Origin of the sequence: Pseudoalteromonas sp. Angola-4 (genome assembly GCF_028599265.1) — a bacterium.
Classification (GTDB): domain Bacteria; phylum Pseudomonadota; class Gammaproteobacteria; order Enterobacterales; family Alteromonadaceae; genus Pseudoalteromonas; species Pseudoalteromonas atlantica.
Genome location: NZ_JAQREK010000001.1, coordinates 193,482 through 211,568, shown reverse-complemented (window position 1 = coordinate 211,568; position 18,087 = coordinate 193,482). Strand labels below are relative to the sequence as shown.

Here is an 18,087-nt window from a genome sequence, read left to right as displayed (position 1 = left end):
TTTCCCCAAATTTTCATGGTCTTAAGTTCACCAGATTATTTTAAAGGCACATATAAAAAATCGATGTAAAACATCTCTTAATACGTATATTATAGGGCACTATGGCTAAGAACAAATCATCAAAATCGAACAGTAATACCATCGCGCTTAACAAAAAAGCGCGCCATGAGTATTTTTTACACGACAAGTTTGAAGCAGGTGTTGAACTACAGGGCTGGGAAGTAAAAAGTATCCGAGCTGGTAAGGTAAACATCTCAGAAACTTATATTCATCTTAAAAATGGCGAAGCTTTTTTATTAGGCAGTCAAATTCAGCCTTTAAATAGCGCCTCGACTCATGTTATTTGCGATCCAATGCGATACCGTAAACTGCTATTAAGCCGCAAAGAGCTTGATAGATTAGTCGGTGCCACTGAACGAGATGGCTACTCACTTGTTGCCACTGCCATGTATTGGAAAAAATGTTGGGTGAAACTTGAATTTCACTTAGCAAAAGGTAAAAAAATGCATGACAAACGTGAAGACGGCAAAAATAAAGATTGGTCGCGTGAGAAAGAACGCCTCATGAAACATAAAGTATAAACACAACGCCTAATTTATTTAGGCGTTTTTTTTAATTTCTCACCGGTTAAATTTAAAACAACCTGATCAAATTACCTTCAGCTTTATTTAATTCATCCCTGTGCATGATATAAATAAATTATTACACTTTATTTATTTTTTTAATTTCTTTAAATGCCTGTCCATTTTAGTGCGCAAATTTTATGGTACAAAGCGAGTAATTTAGCCTTGTCTATCCTTTTTCGTTGTTTCTATTATTGAATATTTTTCCTGCAACACTCTACAAAAACTCATACTAAAATCGCAAAGGGTGTAGATTGATAACACTTAAGTTACATGATATTAATGTCAGCGCTTGTTAAGCAACTAAATTTATAACATATCAACAAGGACTTAAGGATGAAGCAATCAATTGCATTTACACCTAGCATAATTGCAGGTGCTACAATCGCACTTTCAGCAGGATTTACAACAACAGCTTATGCTGCTGAAGAAGCAAAAAAAGTAGAACGCATTGAAGTAACAGGTTCGCGCATAAAACGCACCGATATCGAAGGGCCTTCGCCAGTACAATCTATTGGCAGAGCAGATATCGAAAACATGGGTTACGATAACCTTCAACAACTCCTCGAAAGAATGCCTGTGGCAGGCAGCGGTACTTTCTCAACACGCGGCAACAACCAAGATTCAACTGCAAATGGATCTGCCGCGGTCAGCCTACGTGGTTTAGGTGCTGATGCTACATTGGTACTAATCAACGGCCGCCGTGTGGCTATTAGTGCCTTTGCCGAAGGTATAACAAACTCATTTGTCGATATTAATAGTATTCCGGTATCGGCGATTGAACGCATTGATATTTTAAAAGATGGCGCATCAGCAATTTATGGCTCTGATGCAGTAGCGGGCGTAGTCAACGTTATTTTGAAAAAAGACATAGATGGCGTTGAACTAAACTTAGGCTACGGTGGTACCGATGGCCCTAATTACGAAGAAACAACAGCAAGTTTAGTATGGGGTACAACTAGCGAAAAAAGCAGCGCCTCAATTATTATTGATTACTTTAAAAACACCTCGCTTTCGTCGGATGAAATGGGCAGCTTAGGCACCGCTAATCAATCGCCTTATGGCGGCGAAGACTTTCGCTCTTCTCGTGGCTTTCCAGGCTACTTTTATGTTGATGGTGTAAAAACAATTGACCCAGATTGCCCTGCTGAAAACGCCACATCAAGCGGTAGTTGTTTATTTGATTACGGCCCATTTGGCTACATCGCCCCTGAGTCTGAGCGCGTAGGTGCTATTTCTCAATTTGAATACAATTTTGATAATGGTATTACCGGCTTTTTAGAAATGGCAGTGCAGCATAATACCTCAGTTGCAGCCGGTGCCCCTACTCCACTAGATGAAGATGCAGGTTTAACAGTACCCGCTAGCCACCCTAACAACCCGTTTGGTGAAGATATTCAAATTGGCCGTTACCGTACGGTTGATGCGGGCGCTCGCCAATGGGATATTGAATCAGACACGCTTCGCTTTGTAGCTGGCCTAAGAGGCGAAATTAACGAATGGAGTTGGGAAGCTGCAGTTCAAAAAGGCCGTAGTAAATCACTTCAAACAGGCGATCGCTCGCAAGGTTGGGTTCGCACCGACTTTTTACAACAAGAGATTGATGCCGGTAACTACAACCCATTTGGTGGCACCTATAACAGCCCAGAAGTTATTGACAGAATTACCACAAGCTTAGTACGTCGCGGTGAGTCTCATATGACCTCATTCGACGCTAACATCTCTGGTGAAGCATTCAGCTTTGGTGATGATGTGGTTATGATGGCCGCGGGTATTGAATACCGTGAAGAAGATGTAACCGATACACCGGATGACCAATTTCAGCGCGGTTTAATTTTTGGTACTGAGTCTGTGTCTGCTGCAGCAGAGCGCGACCAATACGCAGCCTATGTGGAATTTTCAATCCCACTTGCTGAAAACCTAGAGCTACAACTCGCTGGCCGTTACGATGATTACAGCGACTTTGGTAATACAACAAACCCTAAAGTCGCTTTACGCTGGGCACCTACCGACGAAATAACCATTCGTGGTTCGTGGGCACAAGGGTTTAGAGCGCCATCGCTTGCACAAGTAGGTTTAGGTCCATCACAAGAAAGTCAGTTTTTTGTAGATACTTATCGCTGTGAAGCAACTGGCCTTGATTGTGACGCGCTAGATTACAACATTGAATTTGCTGGTAACCCTGATTTAGAAGCAGAAGAGTCAGAATCATGGAACGTTGGCTTTATTTGGGCACCTTCTGCTGAGTTTGGTTTAAGCGTAGATGTGTGGAGTATTACCCAAGATAATAAAATTGATGAACAAGAATTTGGCCCAATTTATAACTCTGAGTGTAATAACCAAGATAGCACGGTGTGTGTACGCTTAGCACCTAGTGGTGGCAATAGCTTAGGCACCATTCAAAAAATATACAGCACCTTTGAAAACGTCTCTTCGCAAGAAGTGTCAGGTGTTGATTTATCAGCAAATTACAACCATTCGCTGGATGATTTAGGCTTACTTAAATTTAACTTAGAATGGGCGTACCAAAACAAGTTTGAAAAAGACGGCCGCGATTACACGGGTGAATACAATTACCCAGAGCACCGCTGGATTTTCTCTACTAACTGGGAAATTGGCCAATTTAATACCAACGTAAATATTAGCTACGTAGGCGAGTTTGAAGATACCCCAGATATAGACTTTGACGGTAATTTAGACTTTGATAGCAATACATCGCGTATGGTTGACTCGCAAGCATTGGTAGATTTACAAACATCTTACCGTGTAAGTGATGCAACTAAAGTGTCGCTTGGTGTAAATAACGTATTCGACGAAGAGCCACCATTTGCCATTGGTGATGGCGATGCCGACCTTTACGGGTATGCATCGGGCGTACACAACCCACGTGGTCGTTACTTCTACACTAAAGTAACCTTCTCGTTTTAATTTAATATAGCCCATTATTAAATGGGCTATGCTAAAAACAAAAAAACCGCCATATGGCGGTTTTTTTTATTAAAACGTAGGGGCTAAATTATAGCTCGCCTTCGTTCTCAGATAGGAACTTAGCAACACCTTCAGGGCTTGCGTCCATACCTTTTTTACCTTCTTCCCAACCAGCAGGACATACTTCGCCGTTTTCGCTGTGAAATGCTAGCGCGTCAACCATGCGGATCATTTCGTCGATGTTACGACCAAGTGGTAAGTCGTTCACTACTTGGTGACGTACGTTACCTTCTTCATCGATTAGGAAAGAGCCACGAAATGCAACGCCCGCTTCAGGGTGCTCAACATCGTATGCTTTACAAATTTCGTGCTTAACGTCTGCAACTAGTGCGTATTGAACTTTACCAATACCGCCGTCTGCTACAGCAGTGTTACGCCATGCGTTGTGTGAGAATTGTGAATCGATAGAAACACCAATTACTTCTACGCCACGCTTTTGGAATTCTTCGTAACGCTTATCAAAAGCGATAAGTTCTGAAGGACATACAAACGTGAAATCTAGTGGGTAAAAGAAGATTACTGCTTTTTTACCTTTAATTGTTTCATGAAGGTTATAGCTATCTACAATTTCACCATTACCTAGTACAGCTGCAGCGGTAAAGTCTGGTGCCTGGCGGCCTACTAATACACCCATTTTATTCTCCAAATATTTTGAGTTTGTTGTCGATTGCATACGCAATGCTGATACTTATATGGGCGCTAAAAATTAAAAAACAATAGCGCCAACACATAATTACGTGGAATTTTAAATTTAATAAGGAAAAAAGAACAATCGTATTTAGCGATGTGCACAATCGAAAATACCGAACAGATATTAAAACTTTATTACGCCTATAAAAAAACCTGCATTTGCAGGTTTTAAAAATGGGCTAATCCATGATGTCGGAAGGCATATCGCCTTTAATATTTTGCCAGATTTCACCGGTTTGATGGCCAAACTTACGCATCATTGAAATCGCGCCATCATGCTCACGGTTTTCAGCCAATACTGTTAGGTCTTTATAAAATTGACGTGCTAACTGGCGAGTGCCTGCGTCTGAGAAATAATGACAACCAATTTTAAAGTAAAACCCTCTAAAACCGTTAAGTATAAGTACGTAAATGCGGTTATTACCTGCGACAGCTAATTCGTGGTGTACTTTGTAATCGTAATCTGCAAAAGCTTGCGCAGTGTCTTCAAGTTCATCGCTTTTTGATAAAATCTCAATAACACGCTCAGGGTTAAGCTTTATCGCCGCACGGGTATAAATAGCACTAATATTAGTACGTGCAGATAATAATTGATCGGTCAGCTCTGGCATTTTGTCTTCATCTAAGCGCGCCAGCGTTTCGAGTATGTTTAAACCCGATGTTTCCCAAAAGTTATTCACTCTGGTTGGCTTGCCGTGCTGAATAGTTAGCCAGCCATCGCGTGCTAAACGTTGCAGTACTTCACGTAAGGTTGTTCTGGTTACACCAATTAACTCAGAAAGCTCACGCTCTGCAGGTAGAATTGAACCTGGAGGGAAATCGCCGTTCCAGATAGATTCAACTATATACTCTTCAGCAAATCCTGCTGGGCTTTTAGCTTTAAAAATTCTCATTCAATTCCCACTCGAATTAATCACAACTCATCGTTTTATACGAATAACTGACAGATTGTACCAGATGAAATATAACTAACAAGTAAACTCGTTGATATAAGTGCCAACCAACCGCTGAAAATTTCGCAATAGTAAATAATAAAATTCAACATGCTTAAATTAGGCCTAATTAGCTAAATAAATTAACCCTATTCATAGTAGGTACATTAATACTATTGCTGTTTTTGCTTCACCATTGCATTACTACAATAATTCCCGTGTGCGGCAACAAGCACATTCAAAATATTGCATACAGCAGAGCCTGTTAACTGTAACGTTTAATCAAGCCTTTTTAGCGTACCAATCTTATATTACATGTTTACTTAGCAAATTAAGCTTGACCTTTCCCTAAATAGGATTGGCCATAACCGCTTATTAATTTCATCTTAAAAAAAGCGACTTCGGTAGCTTTTTTACCCTTTTTGTTGCTCGTTACTTTATCCTAGTACATAATTCAACGTCTTATTTCAATGCGGATTTTTTATGAACTGGCTAGCACAACTCCCTACTCAACGTACTCCATGGCTACTATTTACAGGCATTGTATTTTTATTAGAAGTCACCGCACTGTTTTTTCAATACCAGATGGGACTTGCTCCATGCATTATGTGTATTTATCAGCGAACTGCGGTATTAGGCTTATTAGGGGCAGGCATTATTGGCGCAACTAAACCACAAAGTAAATTAGTACGCGCTATCGCTTATTTAGTGTGGGGTGTATCAAGTGTGTGGGGTTACTTTATTGCACGTGAACACATTGAAATGCAAACAACCACCGATCCCTTTGCATTTAGCTGTGAGTTTGAGCCAAACTTTCCTTCATTTATGCCATTGCATGAATGGATCCCAAGCTTTTTTCAAGCCACAGGGGATTGCGGTAATATCGATTGGCAATTTGCGGGATTAAGTATGCCAGCATGGATGGAAATACTATTTGCGTTATTTACTATCACGCTTTTTGTACTTGTTACCACTCGCTTACTTACTAAAAAGACTATTTAATATGTTTACGTTTTTTACCAGTCAGCTGCCTGAACTAAAGCACCTTAAAGTGAGGCAGCGACAAGCCGTTGTTGCTATTGCGCTAAGTATGCTACCTGCCACCGATAGAGTGTTATTAAGAATAGTAAAGCTGATATTGCTCAGCCCATTGTTTTTGTTATTTACTGTTTTTAAAGGGTGGGAACTCATTCCCTTTTTAATTTTAGGTGGCCTGTTTTACCCGCTTTTAACCACCCCGATTGAAATAAACTTCGCTAAAAAATATTTAGCCAAAGCACTTGAGCAGTATTCACAGGGCGCTTAGCGCCCTGCCTATTATAAAGACACTTTTCCTTCTAGTTTAGCTACAAGCTTTTTACCTATTCCTTTTACGTTAGTTAAATCGCTCAGCTGGGAAAATTCACCATTTTCAACCCTGTAATCAACAATAGCCTGCGCTTTTTTCTTACCTATACCAGGCAACTTGGCCAGCATTTCTGAGTCGGCACTATTAATATTAATAACTGGCGCTTGCGGCATTTCAACCATAGGCTTATCTTCAACAGGGTTAGCGTGGGTAAACGCGCTAAAGCTTAAAAAGCTAATAATAAGTAGCGTTAATAGATTTTTCATTTGTTATTCCTTATTTTTGTTTATACCAAAGCGTTATAGTTAAACGGCTAATTTGGCTTTAAACATGTGCTTAATTTTTATTTGAGGAAATAATGTTAAATAAGGAGCAACGCGCATCACTTATATTATTTCCAGTGCATAATCACCTAAATCCGAAAACCTAAAATGCAGCTGGTACAACAAGTGATTGCTTAACTAAAGTAAAGTTACGCTTTTTTGTCAAATTGATGACAAGCTAAAAATGCACCGAATACTTGCAATTTTACACACAAACATTTACTGTATATAAAAACAGTGACCTACGGGTCAGTAACCACATTACCACGCAATCAAGCAGGAGAGATCATGGCTGTTGTTGTTAAATATGTTGTAGAACGAAACGGAGTTGAGCGAATGACGTTTACTACTAAAAAAGAAGCGGATGCCTATGACAAAATGCTCGATATAGCAGAATCGCTTGAAGTAATGCTGGAAAAAGTAGATGTGCCACTGAGCGAGCAACAGGTTGAATCGCTTGCGCTTGAAATTGCAAAGAGTAAAGATGACTTTATGGCGGTGTTAAAAGGCGCAAAAGAGCCCACAACAAAAGGTACAGCTAAAGCTAAAAAAGCCGACAACGTAGCATCAATAAAAGATAACGACGAGCAACAAGCTAGCTAATTTGTGACTATTTTAAATAAAGGGCTGCTACTAAATAGCAGCCCTTTTTTATTAATTTTTGAACAGTTACAAATTTTTTCTGGCTTTTTAGACTGAAATTGATACATTAATCCGGTTAATAGCGAGTGTTTATGTGCCATGTCAGTATTTATTAAGTCTTTTTACCAAAAATTTTTCCCAGCCCGTCAGTTGCTTATTCGTCAAAATGGCGAAGTTAAGCATGTTGTTTTGGCGCCTTGGTTTCAGCTTTTTACAGTACTGCTTATTTTAGGCACTATTACTTGGGTCGGTATTTCTAGTTTTCGTGTTTATAGCCAAACAAATAAAATTACCGACATAGAACAAAGCCAAATTGACAAACAACAAGTGTGGCAAAAGCAGGTCCAAGAACAAAAAGCACTGCACGCTAAGCAATTAGAACAACTTGCTGTACTAGAGCAAAAGCAAGCACTTTTGCAAGGTATGATTGAATCCCTCCCCGCATCTATTAGTAAAGAGACAATAAAACTAGAAGAACAACTTGAGTCGCCTGTTAATCAAGACAAAGGCGAGTTTCATGAACCACTTGTAGATGAAGAGCCGAAAGACAAACATGCCAGCCTTCTAACGCCAATCACTTTTGCCGCACGTTACGAGCGCTTAAATAAATACTACGAGCACAATTTTGCGCTTATTGATGCGCAAATTAATAAACGCCATGATGCAATTTTAGCGATGTTAAAAGGCGCAGGCTTAGAATCAGCCCTTGAACAACATTTAGCACTGGGCGCACAAACCAGTGCGCAAGGTGGCCCGTTAGATGTATTTGACGAAACTAAAATACCAGGGCAGTTTTTAGCCATTGTTGATAAGCTATTATTACTTAACAACCTTGAAAACTTTTTAACAGAGCTGCCTAACTCACTGCCCTTGCCTGCGGCTAAATACTATATTTCGAGCAACTTTGGGTTACGTAAAGATCCGATGAACAACCGCCGCGCTTTTCACAAAGGTGTTGATTTAGCCGGCTGGCATAAAACCGAAATTTTTGCCCCTGCTGATGCACGTGTATTGCGCGCTGGTAAAAATGGCGGCTATGGTAACTTTATCGAGCTAGAGCACAAAAATGGCTTGGTCACCCGTTTTGGCCACTTAAATAAAATTAAAGTGAAAAAAGGCCAAACAATTGCTAAAAATGAGGTAATTGGATTAATGGGCAGTACTGGCAGAAGTACCAGCACCCACTTACACTATGAAGTGTTACTCGATGACAAACATGTCAATCCTCTAAAAATAACAAAGGCGCTTTCTCGTGTTCGGTAAAAAAAAGCAACCAAGTAGTCAAACTACGTTAAAAAGAGTAAATCATACCCCTTCTATTATTTCTGAAGATGTGCGCTTAACTGGCACACTTACCAGCCAAGGCGAAGTGCAGCTAGATGGCCGAATTGATGGCGATATAAAGGCAGAGCACCTGGTAATTGGCTCTACCGGCATTGTTGAAGGTGTGGTTGAAGCTAAAAGTGTCATTGTAAAAGGCAAAATTATTGGCTCACTAAACGCAAGTGAAGTGAATATTCAAAGCAGCGCTCACGTACATGGCGATGTTTTTCACGATACACTAAGTATTGATGCTGGAGCCATTATTGAAGGCAGCTTAAAACAGCGCTTTGAAAAAGAAGAACCGGAACTTATTAGCGAAGATTTAAAGCCGGCTAAAGAAGTAAAAACTTTGCTTGATGATGCTGATAGCGACTTGTCATTTGTTAATAAGCAAGCCGCTGATAAAGCCAAATCTAATTAAGAGCTCATTACTTTTTTTCGGTTATGTACATCGTAATATCTGCAGTGAACACCAGTTCATTGCGGGTATTGTAAAGCTTAACTGGCACCACTAAATCTTCTTTATCTACCCATTGGCGAGGCAAGTCGATTTCTGCAATAGCAGTTACATCGGTATCAACCTTTGCTAAATAGTGTACCGTCATTCCTTTTGGGATCCAGCGATGCGTTTTATAAGGCACGGTGGCATCTACCATTACACCAGCGCACAGCTCAGCTAAGTTACATTGTGCAATAGCATGAATAGTCCCAATATGGTTATGCACACTACGGCGGTTTTTTACGACAGCGCTACAGTGCCCTTCTCTTAAATCGAGCACGTAAGGTTTCATTGAGCCAAAATACGGGGCTTTTATGCATACCGCTTTGCTAAACAGCCAATTGCCAAAAGGTAAGCGTTTAAATTTAAGCCAGGTTTTTAAAAGGGCTGATTTATTACTCATTGTTATTTCCCATTTTGTGTTTATAAATTCAAATTAACACATCAGACCAGTTAAAAAAAGCGCAATTCACTGTGCTGTTAATCCTAATGTCATGAAATATTTATCACAATAAAGCGTGGCTCACTCATAAGCCCTTTCTTTTTTATATGCGGGCACCTAAAATAGCCAGCAAAAGGAGACCTAATGCAAACACAGCCCGCTAAACCTAACTTAATTTTATTACTCATCTTAGCGTTACTCGTAATATTTTGCCCTATGGCAATTGATATTTATCTTCCCGCTTTTCCAACTATTGCCACGCAATTTAACGTAACCGAACAACAGGTTCAGCAAACAGTGGCTATTTTTATGCTTACTGTGGGTTTAGGGCAATTAATTGCAGGGCCGCTTGCTGATAAGTTTGGCCGAAAGCCGGTAGCGGTTGTAGGTGTTAGCTTGTATGCAGGCTCTGCCTTGCTTGCCTACATGGCGCCCTCTTTTGCTGTATTAATGTTTGCACGCGCTCTGCAAGGGTTAGGCGCATGTGCTACGTTTGTTGTTGCTTTTGCTATTGTACGTGATAAATACGGCAGCGAACGTAGCGGGCAAATGATTACCTATTTAAATGGAATAGTGTGTTTTATTCCTGCGCTTGCGCCTATTTTAGGTGCTTGGCTTACCGTGCAATTTGGCTGGCGCATGAACTTTATGTTTTTAACCTTATTTGCGTTAGCGGGCCTAGTCATTACGCTCACCTTATTTAGAGAAACCCGCCCTGCTGATAGTCACTACCAAGGGCATATATTGGACTTACGCCGCTTTGTGCCAATATTAAAAACACCGATATTTTTATTTAATAGCTTACTGTGTATGGTCGCCATGTCGGCAATTCTTGTGTATGTCACCTTGGCACCTGGGTGGATAATTACGCACTTAGGGGGCACTGTTGCCGACTTTACTTTTTGGTTTACGCTCAATGCCGTATTAAGTATTGTAGCCAGCTTTATTACGCCCATTTATATTAAACGTAATAGCCAAAAAGCCCTGCGCGTTGGGGTTACAGTATTGGTGTCATCTGGCATATTAATGATTGCACTTAGCCATATAGAATCGGCCATTGCGCTTATGCTACCTATTTTAATTGCAGCACTTGGCTTTGCCCTGAGCTTAGGCTCTGCGGCCGGTATGGCGTTATCGCGCTTTCCAAAACAAGCCGGTACAGCCTCTGCCTTAATTGGTGCTATGCAAATGAGTGGCGCTAGTGTGCTTGTGTTTTTAACGCAATATTTAGGCCTTAACACACCTTGGCTAATTGCTTTTCATTTATTGTTACTGGCACCACTTTGGTTAATTTTAATGAGTAAAAAAGCCCATACATTGCACCCGGTAAATACATGATCAACCCTGATTTTTTAGCATCATTTTTACTGGCGAGCTTTTTAATGGCGGTGGCCCCTGGGCCATCAAACGCATTTTTAATGGCGCAAACATTTGCCAGTGGCAGAGCGGCAGGTATGCAAAGCGCATTTGGCTTTGCTTTAGGTGGAGTAATACACACATTTTTTGCTGTTATTGGATTAAGCGCGGTGTTAAAAGCCTCGCCCACCGCTTATAGCGCAGTACAGTACTTAGGCGCGGCGTATTTGTGCTATTTAGGGTTTGTGATGATTAAAAGCACTTTTTCGCAGCCAAATACCACGGATTACGCTAGTGAAGATAAGCCCCATGTAAGCACCAGTAAAAAGCCAAATGTCATGTTTCAAGCCATGATGACCGAGGTATTAAACCCTAAAGTCGCGTTGTTTTTTATTGCTTTTATCCCGCAGTTTGTAGACCCAAGCTTATCATCGGCAACGTTTCAATTAGCTTTTTTTGGTCTGCTCTACCCTATTTTTGCTTTCCCAATTGACTGTACGTATATTTACTTTGGCGACAAAATAGCGCAATTTTTCAAAAAGTACCCACATAGCCAACTTTGGATAGACCGAGTGACCGGCATGGTATTTATTGCACTGGCCATTAATTTATTATACTAATTACACTAAATTGGTATTACTTAACCAAAGCCTTAGTTACTCAACAAAATAAGATGCAGCATGGAACAAAAAAAACAATCGCTACCCGCTAATAAAAATATTGCCTTAGTTGCGCATGATGGTAAAAAAGCCGCGCTGAAATTATGGTGCGAAAAACACAAAGAAGCCTTAAGCAGACACACCTTATACGGTACTGGCACCACAGGCCATTTAATCGAAAAAACCACCGGGCTAGAGGTTATTCAGCTATTAAGTGGTCCTATGGGGGGCGATCAACAGCTAGGAGCTAAAATTGCCGAGCACGAAATTCATGTATTGGTGTTTTTTTGGGATCCGTTGGCATCGCAACCACACGACCCTGATGTTAAAGCATTACTGCGTTTAGCTGCTGTTTGGAATATTCCTGTGGCCTGTAATGAAGTCAGCGCCGACATGTTATTAAGCTCGCCCTTAATGGACACTGAGCTTGAACGTACTTTGCCAGATTACGAAAAATACCTCGCAACCCGACAAATCAGTCTTTAAATCCTTTAAGCTACTTATAAAGCATGCTGGCCCATTTTGTTAGGCCAGCCGTTACACTACCAAAGTGATCGCCATTTAGCATTTTAATATCACCTAAATGCTCACTTAACGCCGCTTTAATAAGTGGTGACTGGGCACTCCCCCCTGTTAAATAAATAACGTCTGGGGTGGTTCCTGCATCGGTAATTGCTTGTTTGGCTAACGTTACTATTTGGCTAATACTACTTTCTACTGCAAACGCTAAATCGCTAATCGATAGGTTTTTACTAAGGTCATTATCTAAAAAGCGAAGATCGCAATCAAAAGCATCTGCCGATGAAAGCGCTATTTTAGCCGCCTCACCTTGCTGTACTAACTGATGGCCCTGTTTATTTTGCTGTAAATGAATTAAGCGTTTGAAAAGCACAGGTGCACTGACATCGCGTAATTGGGCAGTGAGTTCTCGATAGTGGCTTTCACTATAAAACTGACTTTGTAAATTTACATCATTAATTTTACAGGCTTGCCAAAAAGGTTGGTTTGGTAAAGGTAGGCCCGATTTAAAGGTACTGCCTAAACCAAGCAATGGCATTAAACCATGAAAACTAAGCGCTATATCTAAGTCATTCCCGCCAACTCGCTTACCGCTGTGGGCTAAAAAGTCATTGTCGCGCTCACTGTTACCTCTAAAGCTTGGCCCCATTTGTACAAACGAGCAATCGCTGGTACCACCGCCAATATCAATAACCAGCACTTTTTGGTCTTCCACTAAACTACTTTCGTAATCAATCCCTGCTGCAAGCGGTTCGTATAGAAACTCCACGTCTTTAAAGCCCGCACGCTTAGCTGCGCGCTCTAAAATACCTACAGCTTGCTGATTTGACTGCTCTCCGCCAACAGCCTGAAAGTTAACTGGACGACCAATAACCGTTTGCGTAAGGGGGGTTTTAAGTGAAAGCTCTGCGCGTTGCTTTATTTTTAAAATCATTGCGGTAGCAATATCTTCAAAAAAATTAATTTGCCCTTGCTTTAAGCCTGTGGCACCAAAAAACGATTTAGGTGATTTTACAAAGTAGCCTTCTTCAGGAAACTGCACATATTCACTAATGGCTTCACGGCCAATAAATAGCGTTTCATCTGTAGGTTGTAAATCAAGATCTGACTTAATACGCGGGAGTGTATTTAATAAAGCTTGGCGCTTCGTTAAAAAGTCATGCTCGTGGGCAGTGCCTTTTACATGCTTTGCCACAAAGTCGACAACTAATGCGCTATGGTGCGTATAAAGAGTAGAAGGTAAATAATGTTTTCCTTGCTCAAGTGGCACTAACTGTACTTCCTCTTGCTCCATAACACCCATGGCACAATTAGAACTACCGTAATCAAAACCTACAAACATACTTCACCATACATTAGAAAAAGGGCGCGCAATTTAGCATACTTTGCCAATATTATAAACGCTAATGACCCTCCCTCACCCTTAAAAAGCTCGCAAAACGTGGTAAGCCATGTTTTGTTAACCCATGGTACCGATACGTTACCGTGCTGCCTATAGCCGGAGGTGTTTGGCGCTGTTTGTTACTAAAGCCCGTGCCTATTTTAAATATTTGCCCATGGGGTGTTTTTACTTTTAATGCACCTAACATACCGGTGTATTTTCCTTTACCCGGTAAATGTGCAATCACAACCGCTTCAGCATCAAGATAGGGCTTTAACTTTAATAATGTATTGCTGCGCCCGCTTTTATATTTAGCATTGGCTAAATGCAGCATCACCCCTTCAGCCCCTTGCTTAGTTAAATCTTCAAAGTACGCTGTTAATTGGGCTGTGCTAGTAAAGCGGTGTTGCTTAACTGCAGTTATATGCTGCTTATTGATTTGTTTTACCAAGGCTTGGTAGTTTTTATAACGCGCACTAAAAGGAAGGGTTGAGTCTGGCATATCAAATATTTGATAGCGTATAGCGTGCCAATCTGAATTACTGGGGCGTTTAGTTCTTACAATCCCACTGACCAAAGAAAACTGAGTGCGCGCTATCCACAGCTCCCCATCTAACCAAACATTTGGCAATGGCGCCGTAAACCAATTCGGGGCGTTAATCGCATTTCCTTTACGGGTAATAAATTTATCGCCCGTCCATATTGCTCTTACACCATCAAATTTTTCACTGACGAGGTATTCACTAATATTGCCATGTTTAGATTCATCATATACTTTTGCCAATAACACCTGAGGCTGCGCCGCAAAAACAAGCGATGAGCCAACTAAGCTGACAATGAAAAGTAAGTACTTTAGCTGAGCCATTACTGCATCCCTGCAAATAAAATAAGGCTTTAACTATAGTTGAGATTCGACCCACTGCCAAAACTCACCTAGGTCAGCCATTTTGTAGGTCGCCTTACTAAAGTCATGGTCAATTGTATGATGATTTGCAATCGCAACGACTCTAACCTGTGCATTAGTTGCAGCACAAACGCCCGTAAAGGTGTCCTCTACAGCAATTGCATGCTCTGGGTCTACATGTATGTGCTCAAGCGCTAAAAGATAAGGATCGCCTGCTGGCTTTGGATTTGTTACATCGTCTTTTGTCACTACAGTATCAAATAACTCATAAAAACCTAGCCCTTTTAAAATAGGCATAGCTTCGCTGCGAGCACTACCGGTAACTAACGCCATTTTTAGCCCACTGTTTTTAACAGCGTGTAAGGTTTGCTTAGTAAAAGGCATAACAGGCGGTAAATTAGTCTTTACGTATTCACCAAATAATCGATATTTTTCATCTGCTAAAAACTGTGCGCTGACGGCTAAATTATGCTCATTTTTAATATCAATTGCTGCTTCTAACGTTGGGCGCCCTGAAAAGCGCTGACAAAACTCCACTTCGTTATAACTTACATTGTAGGGTGCAAGCAGCTGGCTCCAGCACTCAAAGTGCATGCTTTCAGAGTCAACTAGCGTGCCATCCATATCAAACAATACTGCGTTTAAGCTCATCCTCATTCCTTAAATTTTGACGTTAAAAAAGGCGCCTAGGCGCCTTTATAATATTATGCTGTTAAGCCAGCAGGTGGCTCAGCAAATGCTTCTTCACCGGTTTCAACATCAACCAATTCGTAGCCTCGGGCTTTGCGCACAACCTTAAGTACTGGTTTTTCTAGCGCCGTTTTTAAACGATCGGCATCAGCTGCTAGCTCATCTAGCGTTGTACCAAAAGGTGCTGCGCCTGTTTCTGACCAATTAGTTACTTTGCCATTTAAGTTATATTCTACTTCGTGTATTTGGTATTGCGCTGCTTCATCTTTCGTTGCTTCACAAAAAATTACACGGTAGTTCCAAAATCCAGCCATTTTTCTATCTCATCAAAGTTAATTAACGCTACTTTACCAGCTTTATAAAAACATAAAAGCCTGCACAAGGCAGGCTTTTAAAAATTAATAAAATTTAAGGTAGTCTTTAGAAGAAGTTAACTTTAAATTCAGCACCAATGTAGCGCTCTTCATTAACAATACCCGTATTGTTATTGAAGTCTACCGCACCAATTGCTTGTTGCTCATCAAATAAGTTACGAACAAATGCAGATACTTGGTACTCGTAGTCACCTTCAGCCCACTCGTAGCCTGCACGTAAACCTACTTCTGTTAATGCTTTACCTTCAAATTCTACTGAATCGTATAGGAACATGTTAATTTCGCTACGGTAAGAAATATCACCTAATGCGAAGAAATTACCATCTTCAAGTTCTTTCGTATAACGAAGGGTAAAGTTAGAGATCCACTCTGGCGCATGCGGTAAGCTGTTGCCATCTAGTACGGCTAAACCTGCATCGTTAATAGGGTCATTCACGATACATTGAGCACATACCGCTACAGCTAACTCATCATCTTTAATTTCAGTCTTGTTGTAGCTTAAGTTAAATGTTGCATTAAACTCATCGCTTAATACCCATTCTGTATCTAGCTCAAAACCGTAGCCTGTTGTTTTATCAGCGTTAACTAGGCGGTTAAAGTTAACACCACCACCTACAGCAGTAAGCTGCTGGTCGTCCATTGTGTAGTAAAATACCGTTGCATTTACACGACCTTGGCCGTCTAGCACGTCTGATTTAATACCGGTTTCGAATGAAGTAACGGTTTCTGATTCAGCCGTTGTTACGTCATCACCAAATAAAATACGACCTTGTAAGCTAGGCGCGCGGAACGTGTTTGCTACACGGCTGTACCAGTTTACATCGTCATTAACTTTGTAGTTTGCAGATAAATCCCAGCTTACGTGGCTGTCACTTACACTACGCTCTACGTATAAAGCACCACCGCCAATTGGGCTAATTGTACGGTCTGCAACAAAATCTTTTTCGTCATCAGAGTAACGAAGACCCGCTGTTACTTTTAACTTATCTGAGAAGATGTAATCTACTGAGCCGAAAATAGCCCATGCTGTTGTGTCTTGTTGTTGCTGAACATAACCGTTTAAAGCGCCAGCAGGTGAAGAGAACGTATCGTAACTAAAGTTTTCGATTGTAAGCTCTTCATCAAAGTAAAAAAGACCAACTTGGTAGTTTAAGTCACCGCTGAAGTTACTAGCAAGGCGAAGCTCTTGCGTTAACTGATCTTGCTCTGGAATACCATCCGCACTTTCTGAAGAAAACGGAATAAAACCTGGACCCATGTAATCAGGGATATAAGAAGCACCGTAACCGCCATCAATATCTGCACGAGAGTATATTTCTGCACTTTCCCAACCTGAAATAGAGGTTAGCGTGTATTCATCGCTAATATCCCAATCAAGCTTTAGGCTTGCGCCTTCAGATTCAACTTGCTGGGTATTGCGTACAGCGGCATCTTGATAAACAACATCATGCTCGTAGTTGTCTACTAAATCGTTTGAGCCTGATTCAATAACGTTTGCACGAAACGCAATTGGTGAGCCGTCTAGGTCACGCGTGTGGTAGTTTAGAAGAGCAGTAAAGTCATCGCCTTCGTATAAAAACTGAATACGCGCTGCTTTTTCTGTGTAGCCGCCCTGCTCGTCTTTCGCTTCAAAGCCAGGCGCTTGGTTATCGATGTAATCATCTTTATCTTGCCATAGCAAAGAAACACGTGCAGATAAACGGTCAGTTAATGCACCACCTACAGCGCCTTCTGTATCTACAGCGCCACGGCTACCGTAAGAAACAGCACCGTAGCCTTCAAATTCTTGGCTTGGTTTAACAGTATCAAATTTAACTAGGCCAGCCGGCGTATTACGGCCAAACAAAGTACCTTGTGGACCACGTAGTACTTCTACACGCTCAACATCAAATACTGGAAAGCCTTTTAAAATGGCATTTTCTTGAACCACTTCATCAACAACTAATGAAACAGGTTGTGAAGCATTAAGATCGAAATCGGTATTACCCAGACCACGAACATAAAAACGAGGGAAAGAACGTCCAAACGATGATTCGATTGAAAGACTTGGGATTTTCGCACTCATAAAGCGAATATCCATACCAGCAGAACTATAAGCATCAAGGTTATCACCTTGTAATGCAGATACAGCAACAGGCACTTCTTGTGCATTTTCTACACGTTTACGAGCAGTAACTTGAATAACTTCTAATTGGTTATTTTTTTTTGCAGTTTCTTCTTCAGCAGCAAGAGTAGAAACAGAGGTACCAGCTGCAGATAATAAAGCAGCATTAATTATGGTCGCTATTGCAGTTTTTTTGATTGCTTTCATGTCGGGTATAAACCTTTTGTATGCACTCTTGTTCAACGGTTTTTTGTGTTGCGCAATGTATTCATTGCGGGCTCGTACAATTT

19 protein-coding genes are annotated in these 18,087 nt (G+C 40.9%); 10 read left to right on the top strand and 9 right to left on the bottom strand.

What is annotated here, in order from left to right; all coding sequences use genetic code 11:
* The first annotated feature begins 101 nt into the window (after positions 1-101).
* The gene (smpB, locus tag PSH48_RS00975) at positions 102-581 is read left to right on the top strand and encodes an SsrA-binding protein SmpB (RefSeq protein ID WP_004587371.1); all 480 of its coding nucleotides are present in this window, start codon (positions 102-104) and stop codon (positions 579-581) included.
* A 378-nt stretch (positions 582-959) separates the two neighbouring features.
* Positions 960-3,551, top strand: a complete 2,592-nt coding sequence (locus tag PSH48_RS00970; RefSeq protein ID WP_024031815.1) for a TonB-dependent receptor — start codon at positions 960-962, stop codon at positions 3,549-3,551.
* 88 nt (positions 3,552-3,639) lie between these two features.
* Here PSH48_RS00970 and PSH48_RS00965 read toward each other — a convergent pair whose 3' ends face one another.
* Both PSH48_RS00965 and fadR read right to left on the bottom strand, forming a co-directional pair.
* The gene (locus PSH48_RS00965) at positions 3,640-4,245 is read right to left on the bottom strand and encodes a peroxiredoxin (RefSeq protein ID WP_004587374.1); all 606 of its coding nucleotides are present in this window, start codon (positions 4,243-4,245) and stop codon (positions 3,640-3,642) included.
* A 235-nt stretch (positions 4,246-4,480) separates the two neighbouring features.
* Positions 4,481-5,194, bottom strand: coding sequence for a fatty acid metabolism transcriptional regulator FadR (gene fadR, locus PSH48_RS00960; RefSeq protein ID WP_004587375.1), 714 nt, complete (start codon positions 5,192-5,194; stop codon positions 4,481-4,483).
* Positions 5,195-5,716: 522 nt separating this feature from the next.
* Here fadR and dsbB point away from each other — a divergent pair.
* Together dsbB and PSH48_RS00950 are read left to right on the top strand one after the other, a co-directional pair.
* Entirely contained in the window at positions 5,717-6,235 is a 519-nt protein-coding gene (gene dsbB / locus PSH48_RS00955) for a disulfide bond formation protein DsbB (RefSeq protein ID WP_024034224.1), read from the top strand.
* A 1-nt stretch (position 6,236) separates the two neighbouring features.
* Complete coding sequence (locus PSH48_RS00950; RefSeq protein ID WP_054982151.1) at positions 6,237-6,539, top strand: DUF6170 family protein; 303 nt, start codon at positions 6,237-6,239, stop codon at positions 6,537-6,539.
* Between the two features lie 11 nt (positions 6,540-6,550).
* Here the strand turns inward: PSH48_RS00950 and PSH48_RS00945 are convergent, their stop codons facing one another.
* A complete protein-coding gene (locus PSH48_RS00945) occupies positions 6,551-6,847 on the bottom strand; it encodes a ComEA family DNA-binding protein (RefSeq protein WP_024034225.1) in 297 nt (98 codons plus the stop codon).
* A 345-nt stretch (positions 6,848-7,192) separates the two neighbouring features.
* On the opposite strand from PSH48_RS00945, the gene PSH48_RS00940 reads away from it, so the two are divergent.
* The 3 genes from PSH48_RS00940 (at position 7,193) to PSH48_RS00930 (ending at position 9,290) form a co-directional block, all read left to right on the top strand.
* Positions 7,193-7,507: a YebG family protein gene (locus tag PSH48_RS00940; RefSeq protein ID WP_024034226.1), complete on the top strand. Its 315-nt coding sequence runs from the start codon at positions 7,193-7,195 to the stop codon at positions 7,505-7,507.
* Positions 7,508-7,645: 138 nt separating this feature from the next.
* Positions 7,646-8,809, top strand: coding sequence for a M23 family metallopeptidase (locus PSH48_RS00935; protein WP_273610739.1), 1,164 nt, complete (start codon positions 7,646-7,648; stop codon positions 8,807-8,809).
* Positions 8,799-9,290 carry a bactofilin family protein gene (locus tag PSH48_RS00930; RefSeq protein ID WP_004587381.1) on the top strand — a complete coding sequence of 164 codons (492 nt, stop codon included), beginning with the start codon at positions 8,799-8,801 and terminating at the stop codon, positions 9,288-9,290. Before PSH48_RS00935 ends, PSH48_RS00930 begins: the two co-directional genes overlap by 11 nt.
* 7 nt (positions 9,291-9,297) lie before the next feature.
* Here the strand turns inward: PSH48_RS00930 and PSH48_RS00925 are convergent, their stop codons facing one another.
* On the bottom strand, positions 9,298-9,771 hold the full coding sequence (locus tag PSH48_RS00925) for a hotdog fold domain-containing protein (RefSeq protein WP_029773430.1): 474 nt from the start codon (positions 9,769-9,771) through the stop codon (positions 9,298-9,300).
* Between the two features lie 183 nt (positions 9,772-9,954).
* Between PSH48_RS00925 and PSH48_RS00920 the strand changes: the two genes are divergently transcribed.
* The 3 genes from PSH48_RS00920 to PSH48_RS00910 are packed head-to-tail and all read left to right on the top strand — an operon-like array spanning position 9,955 to position 12,311.
* Entirely contained in the window at positions 9,955-11,148 is a 1,194-nt protein-coding gene (locus PSH48_RS00920) for a multidrug effflux MFS transporter (protein WP_273610738.1), read from the top strand.
* Complete coding sequence (locus PSH48_RS00915) at positions 11,145-11,786, top strand: LysE family translocator (RefSeq protein WP_273610737.1); 642 nt, start codon at positions 11,145-11,147, stop codon at positions 11,784-11,786. The genes PSH48_RS00920 and PSH48_RS00915 overlap by 4 nt, the downstream gene beginning before the upstream one ends.
* Before the next feature lie 60 nt (positions 11,787-11,846).
* The gene (locus PSH48_RS00910; protein ID WP_004587385.1) at positions 11,847-12,311 is read left to right on the top strand and encodes a methylglyoxal synthase; all 465 of its coding nucleotides are present in this window, start codon (positions 11,847-11,849) and stop codon (positions 12,309-12,311) included.
* A gap of 10 nt (positions 12,312-12,321) precedes the next feature.
* Here PSH48_RS00910 and yegD read toward each other — a convergent pair whose 3' ends face one another.
* The 5 genes from yegD to PSH48_RS00885 form a co-directional block, all read right to left on the bottom strand.
* On the bottom strand, positions 12,322-13,686 hold the full coding sequence (gene yegD / locus PSH48_RS00905; protein ID WP_273610736.1) for a molecular chaperone: 1,365 nt from the start codon (positions 13,684-13,686) through the stop codon (positions 12,322-12,324).
* A gap of 61 nt (positions 13,687-13,747) precedes the next feature.
* The gene (locus PSH48_RS00900) at positions 13,748-14,590 is read right to left on the bottom strand and encodes a DNA ligase (protein WP_273610735.1); all 843 of its coding nucleotides are present in this window, start codon (positions 14,588-14,590) and stop codon (positions 13,748-13,750) included.
* Positions 14,591-14,623: 33 nt separating this feature from the next.
* Positions 14,624-15,280 carry an HAD family hydrolase gene (locus PSH48_RS00895; protein WP_096042066.1) on the bottom strand — a complete coding sequence of 219 codons (657 nt, stop codon included), beginning with the start codon at positions 15,278-15,280 and terminating at the stop codon, positions 14,624-14,626.
* Positions 15,281-15,333: 53 nt separating this feature from the next.
* Positions 15,334-15,633, bottom strand: a complete 300-nt coding sequence (locus tag PSH48_RS00890) for a hypothetical protein (protein WP_004587389.1) — start codon at positions 15,631-15,633, stop codon at positions 15,334-15,336.
* A 106-nt stretch (positions 15,634-15,739) separates the two neighbouring features.
* Entirely contained in the window at positions 15,740-18,004 is a 2,265-nt protein-coding gene (locus PSH48_RS00885) for a TonB-dependent receptor (RefSeq protein ID WP_273610734.1), read from the bottom strand.
* Positions 18,005-18,087 lie beyond the last annotated feature (83 nt).

Bases quoted from the DNA above. Each gene is read 5' to 3' on its own strand.
- PSH48_RS00970 (WP_024031815.1), top strand. From the start codon at position 960: ATGAAGCAATCAATTGCATTTACACCTAGCATAATTGCAGGTGCTACA.
- PSH48_RS00915 (WP_273610737.1), top strand. From the start codon at position 11,145: ATGATCAACCCTGATTTTTTAGCATCATTTTTACTGGCGAGCTTTTTA.
- dsbB (WP_024034224.1), top strand. From the start codon at position 5,717: ATGAACTGGCTAGCACAACTCCCTACTCAACGTACTCCATGGCTACTA.
- PSH48_RS00885 (WP_273610734.1), bottom strand. From the start codon at position 18,004: ATGAAAGCAATCAAAAAAACTGCAATAGCGACCATAATTAATGCTGCT.
- PSH48_RS00890 (WP_004587389.1), bottom strand. From the start codon at position 15,633: ATGGCTGGATTTTGGAACTACCGTGTAATTTTTTGTGAAGCAACGAAA.
- PSH48_RS00920 (WP_273610738.1), top strand. From the start codon at position 9,955: ATGCAAACACAGCCCGCTAAACCTAACTTAATTTTATTACTCATCTTA.
- PSH48_RS00910 (WP_004587385.1), top strand. From the start codon at position 11,847: ATGGAACAAAAAAAACAATCGCTACCCGCTAATAAAAATATTGCCTTA.
- PSH48_RS00895 (WP_096042066.1), bottom strand. From the start codon at position 15,280: ATGAGCTTAAACGCAGTATTGTTTGATATGGATGGCACGCTAGTTGAC.
- PSH48_RS00965 (WP_004587374.1), bottom strand. From the start codon at position 4,245: ATGGGTGTATTAGTAGGCCGCCAGGCACCAGACTTTACCGCTGCAGCT.
- PSH48_RS00945 (WP_024034225.1), bottom strand. From the start codon at position 6,847: ATGAAAAATCTATTAACGCTACTTATTATTAGCTTTTTAAGCTTTAGC.
- PSH48_RS00950 (WP_054982151.1), top strand. From the start codon at position 6,237: ATGTTTACGTTTTTTACCAGTCAGCTGCCTGAACTAAAGCACCTTAAA.
- PSH48_RS00935 (WP_273610739.1), top strand. From the start codon at position 7,646: ATGTCAGTATTTATTAAGTCTTTTTACCAAAAATTTTTCCCAGCCCGT.
- PSH48_RS00925 (WP_029773430.1), bottom strand. From the start codon at position 9,771: ATGAGTAATAAATCAGCCCTTTTAAAAACCTGGCTTAAATTTAAACGC.
- yegD (WP_273610736.1), bottom strand. From the start codon at position 13,686: ATGTTTGTAGGTTTTGATTACGGTAGTTCTAATTGTGCCATGGGTGTT.
- fadR (WP_004587375.1), bottom strand. From the start codon at position 5,194: ATGAGAATTTTTAAAGCTAAAAGCCCAGCAGGATTTGCTGAAGAGTAT.
- smpB (WP_004587371.1), top strand. From the start codon at position 102: ATGGCTAAGAACAAATCATCAAAATCGAACAGTAATACCATCGCGCTT.
- PSH48_RS00940 (WP_024034226.1), top strand. From the start codon at position 7,193: ATGGCTGTTGTTGTTAAATATGTTGTAGAACGAAACGGAGTTGAGCGA.
- PSH48_RS00900 (WP_273610735.1), bottom strand. From the start codon at position 14,590: ATGGCTCAGCTAAAGTACTTACTTTTCATTGTCAGCTTAGTTGGCTCA.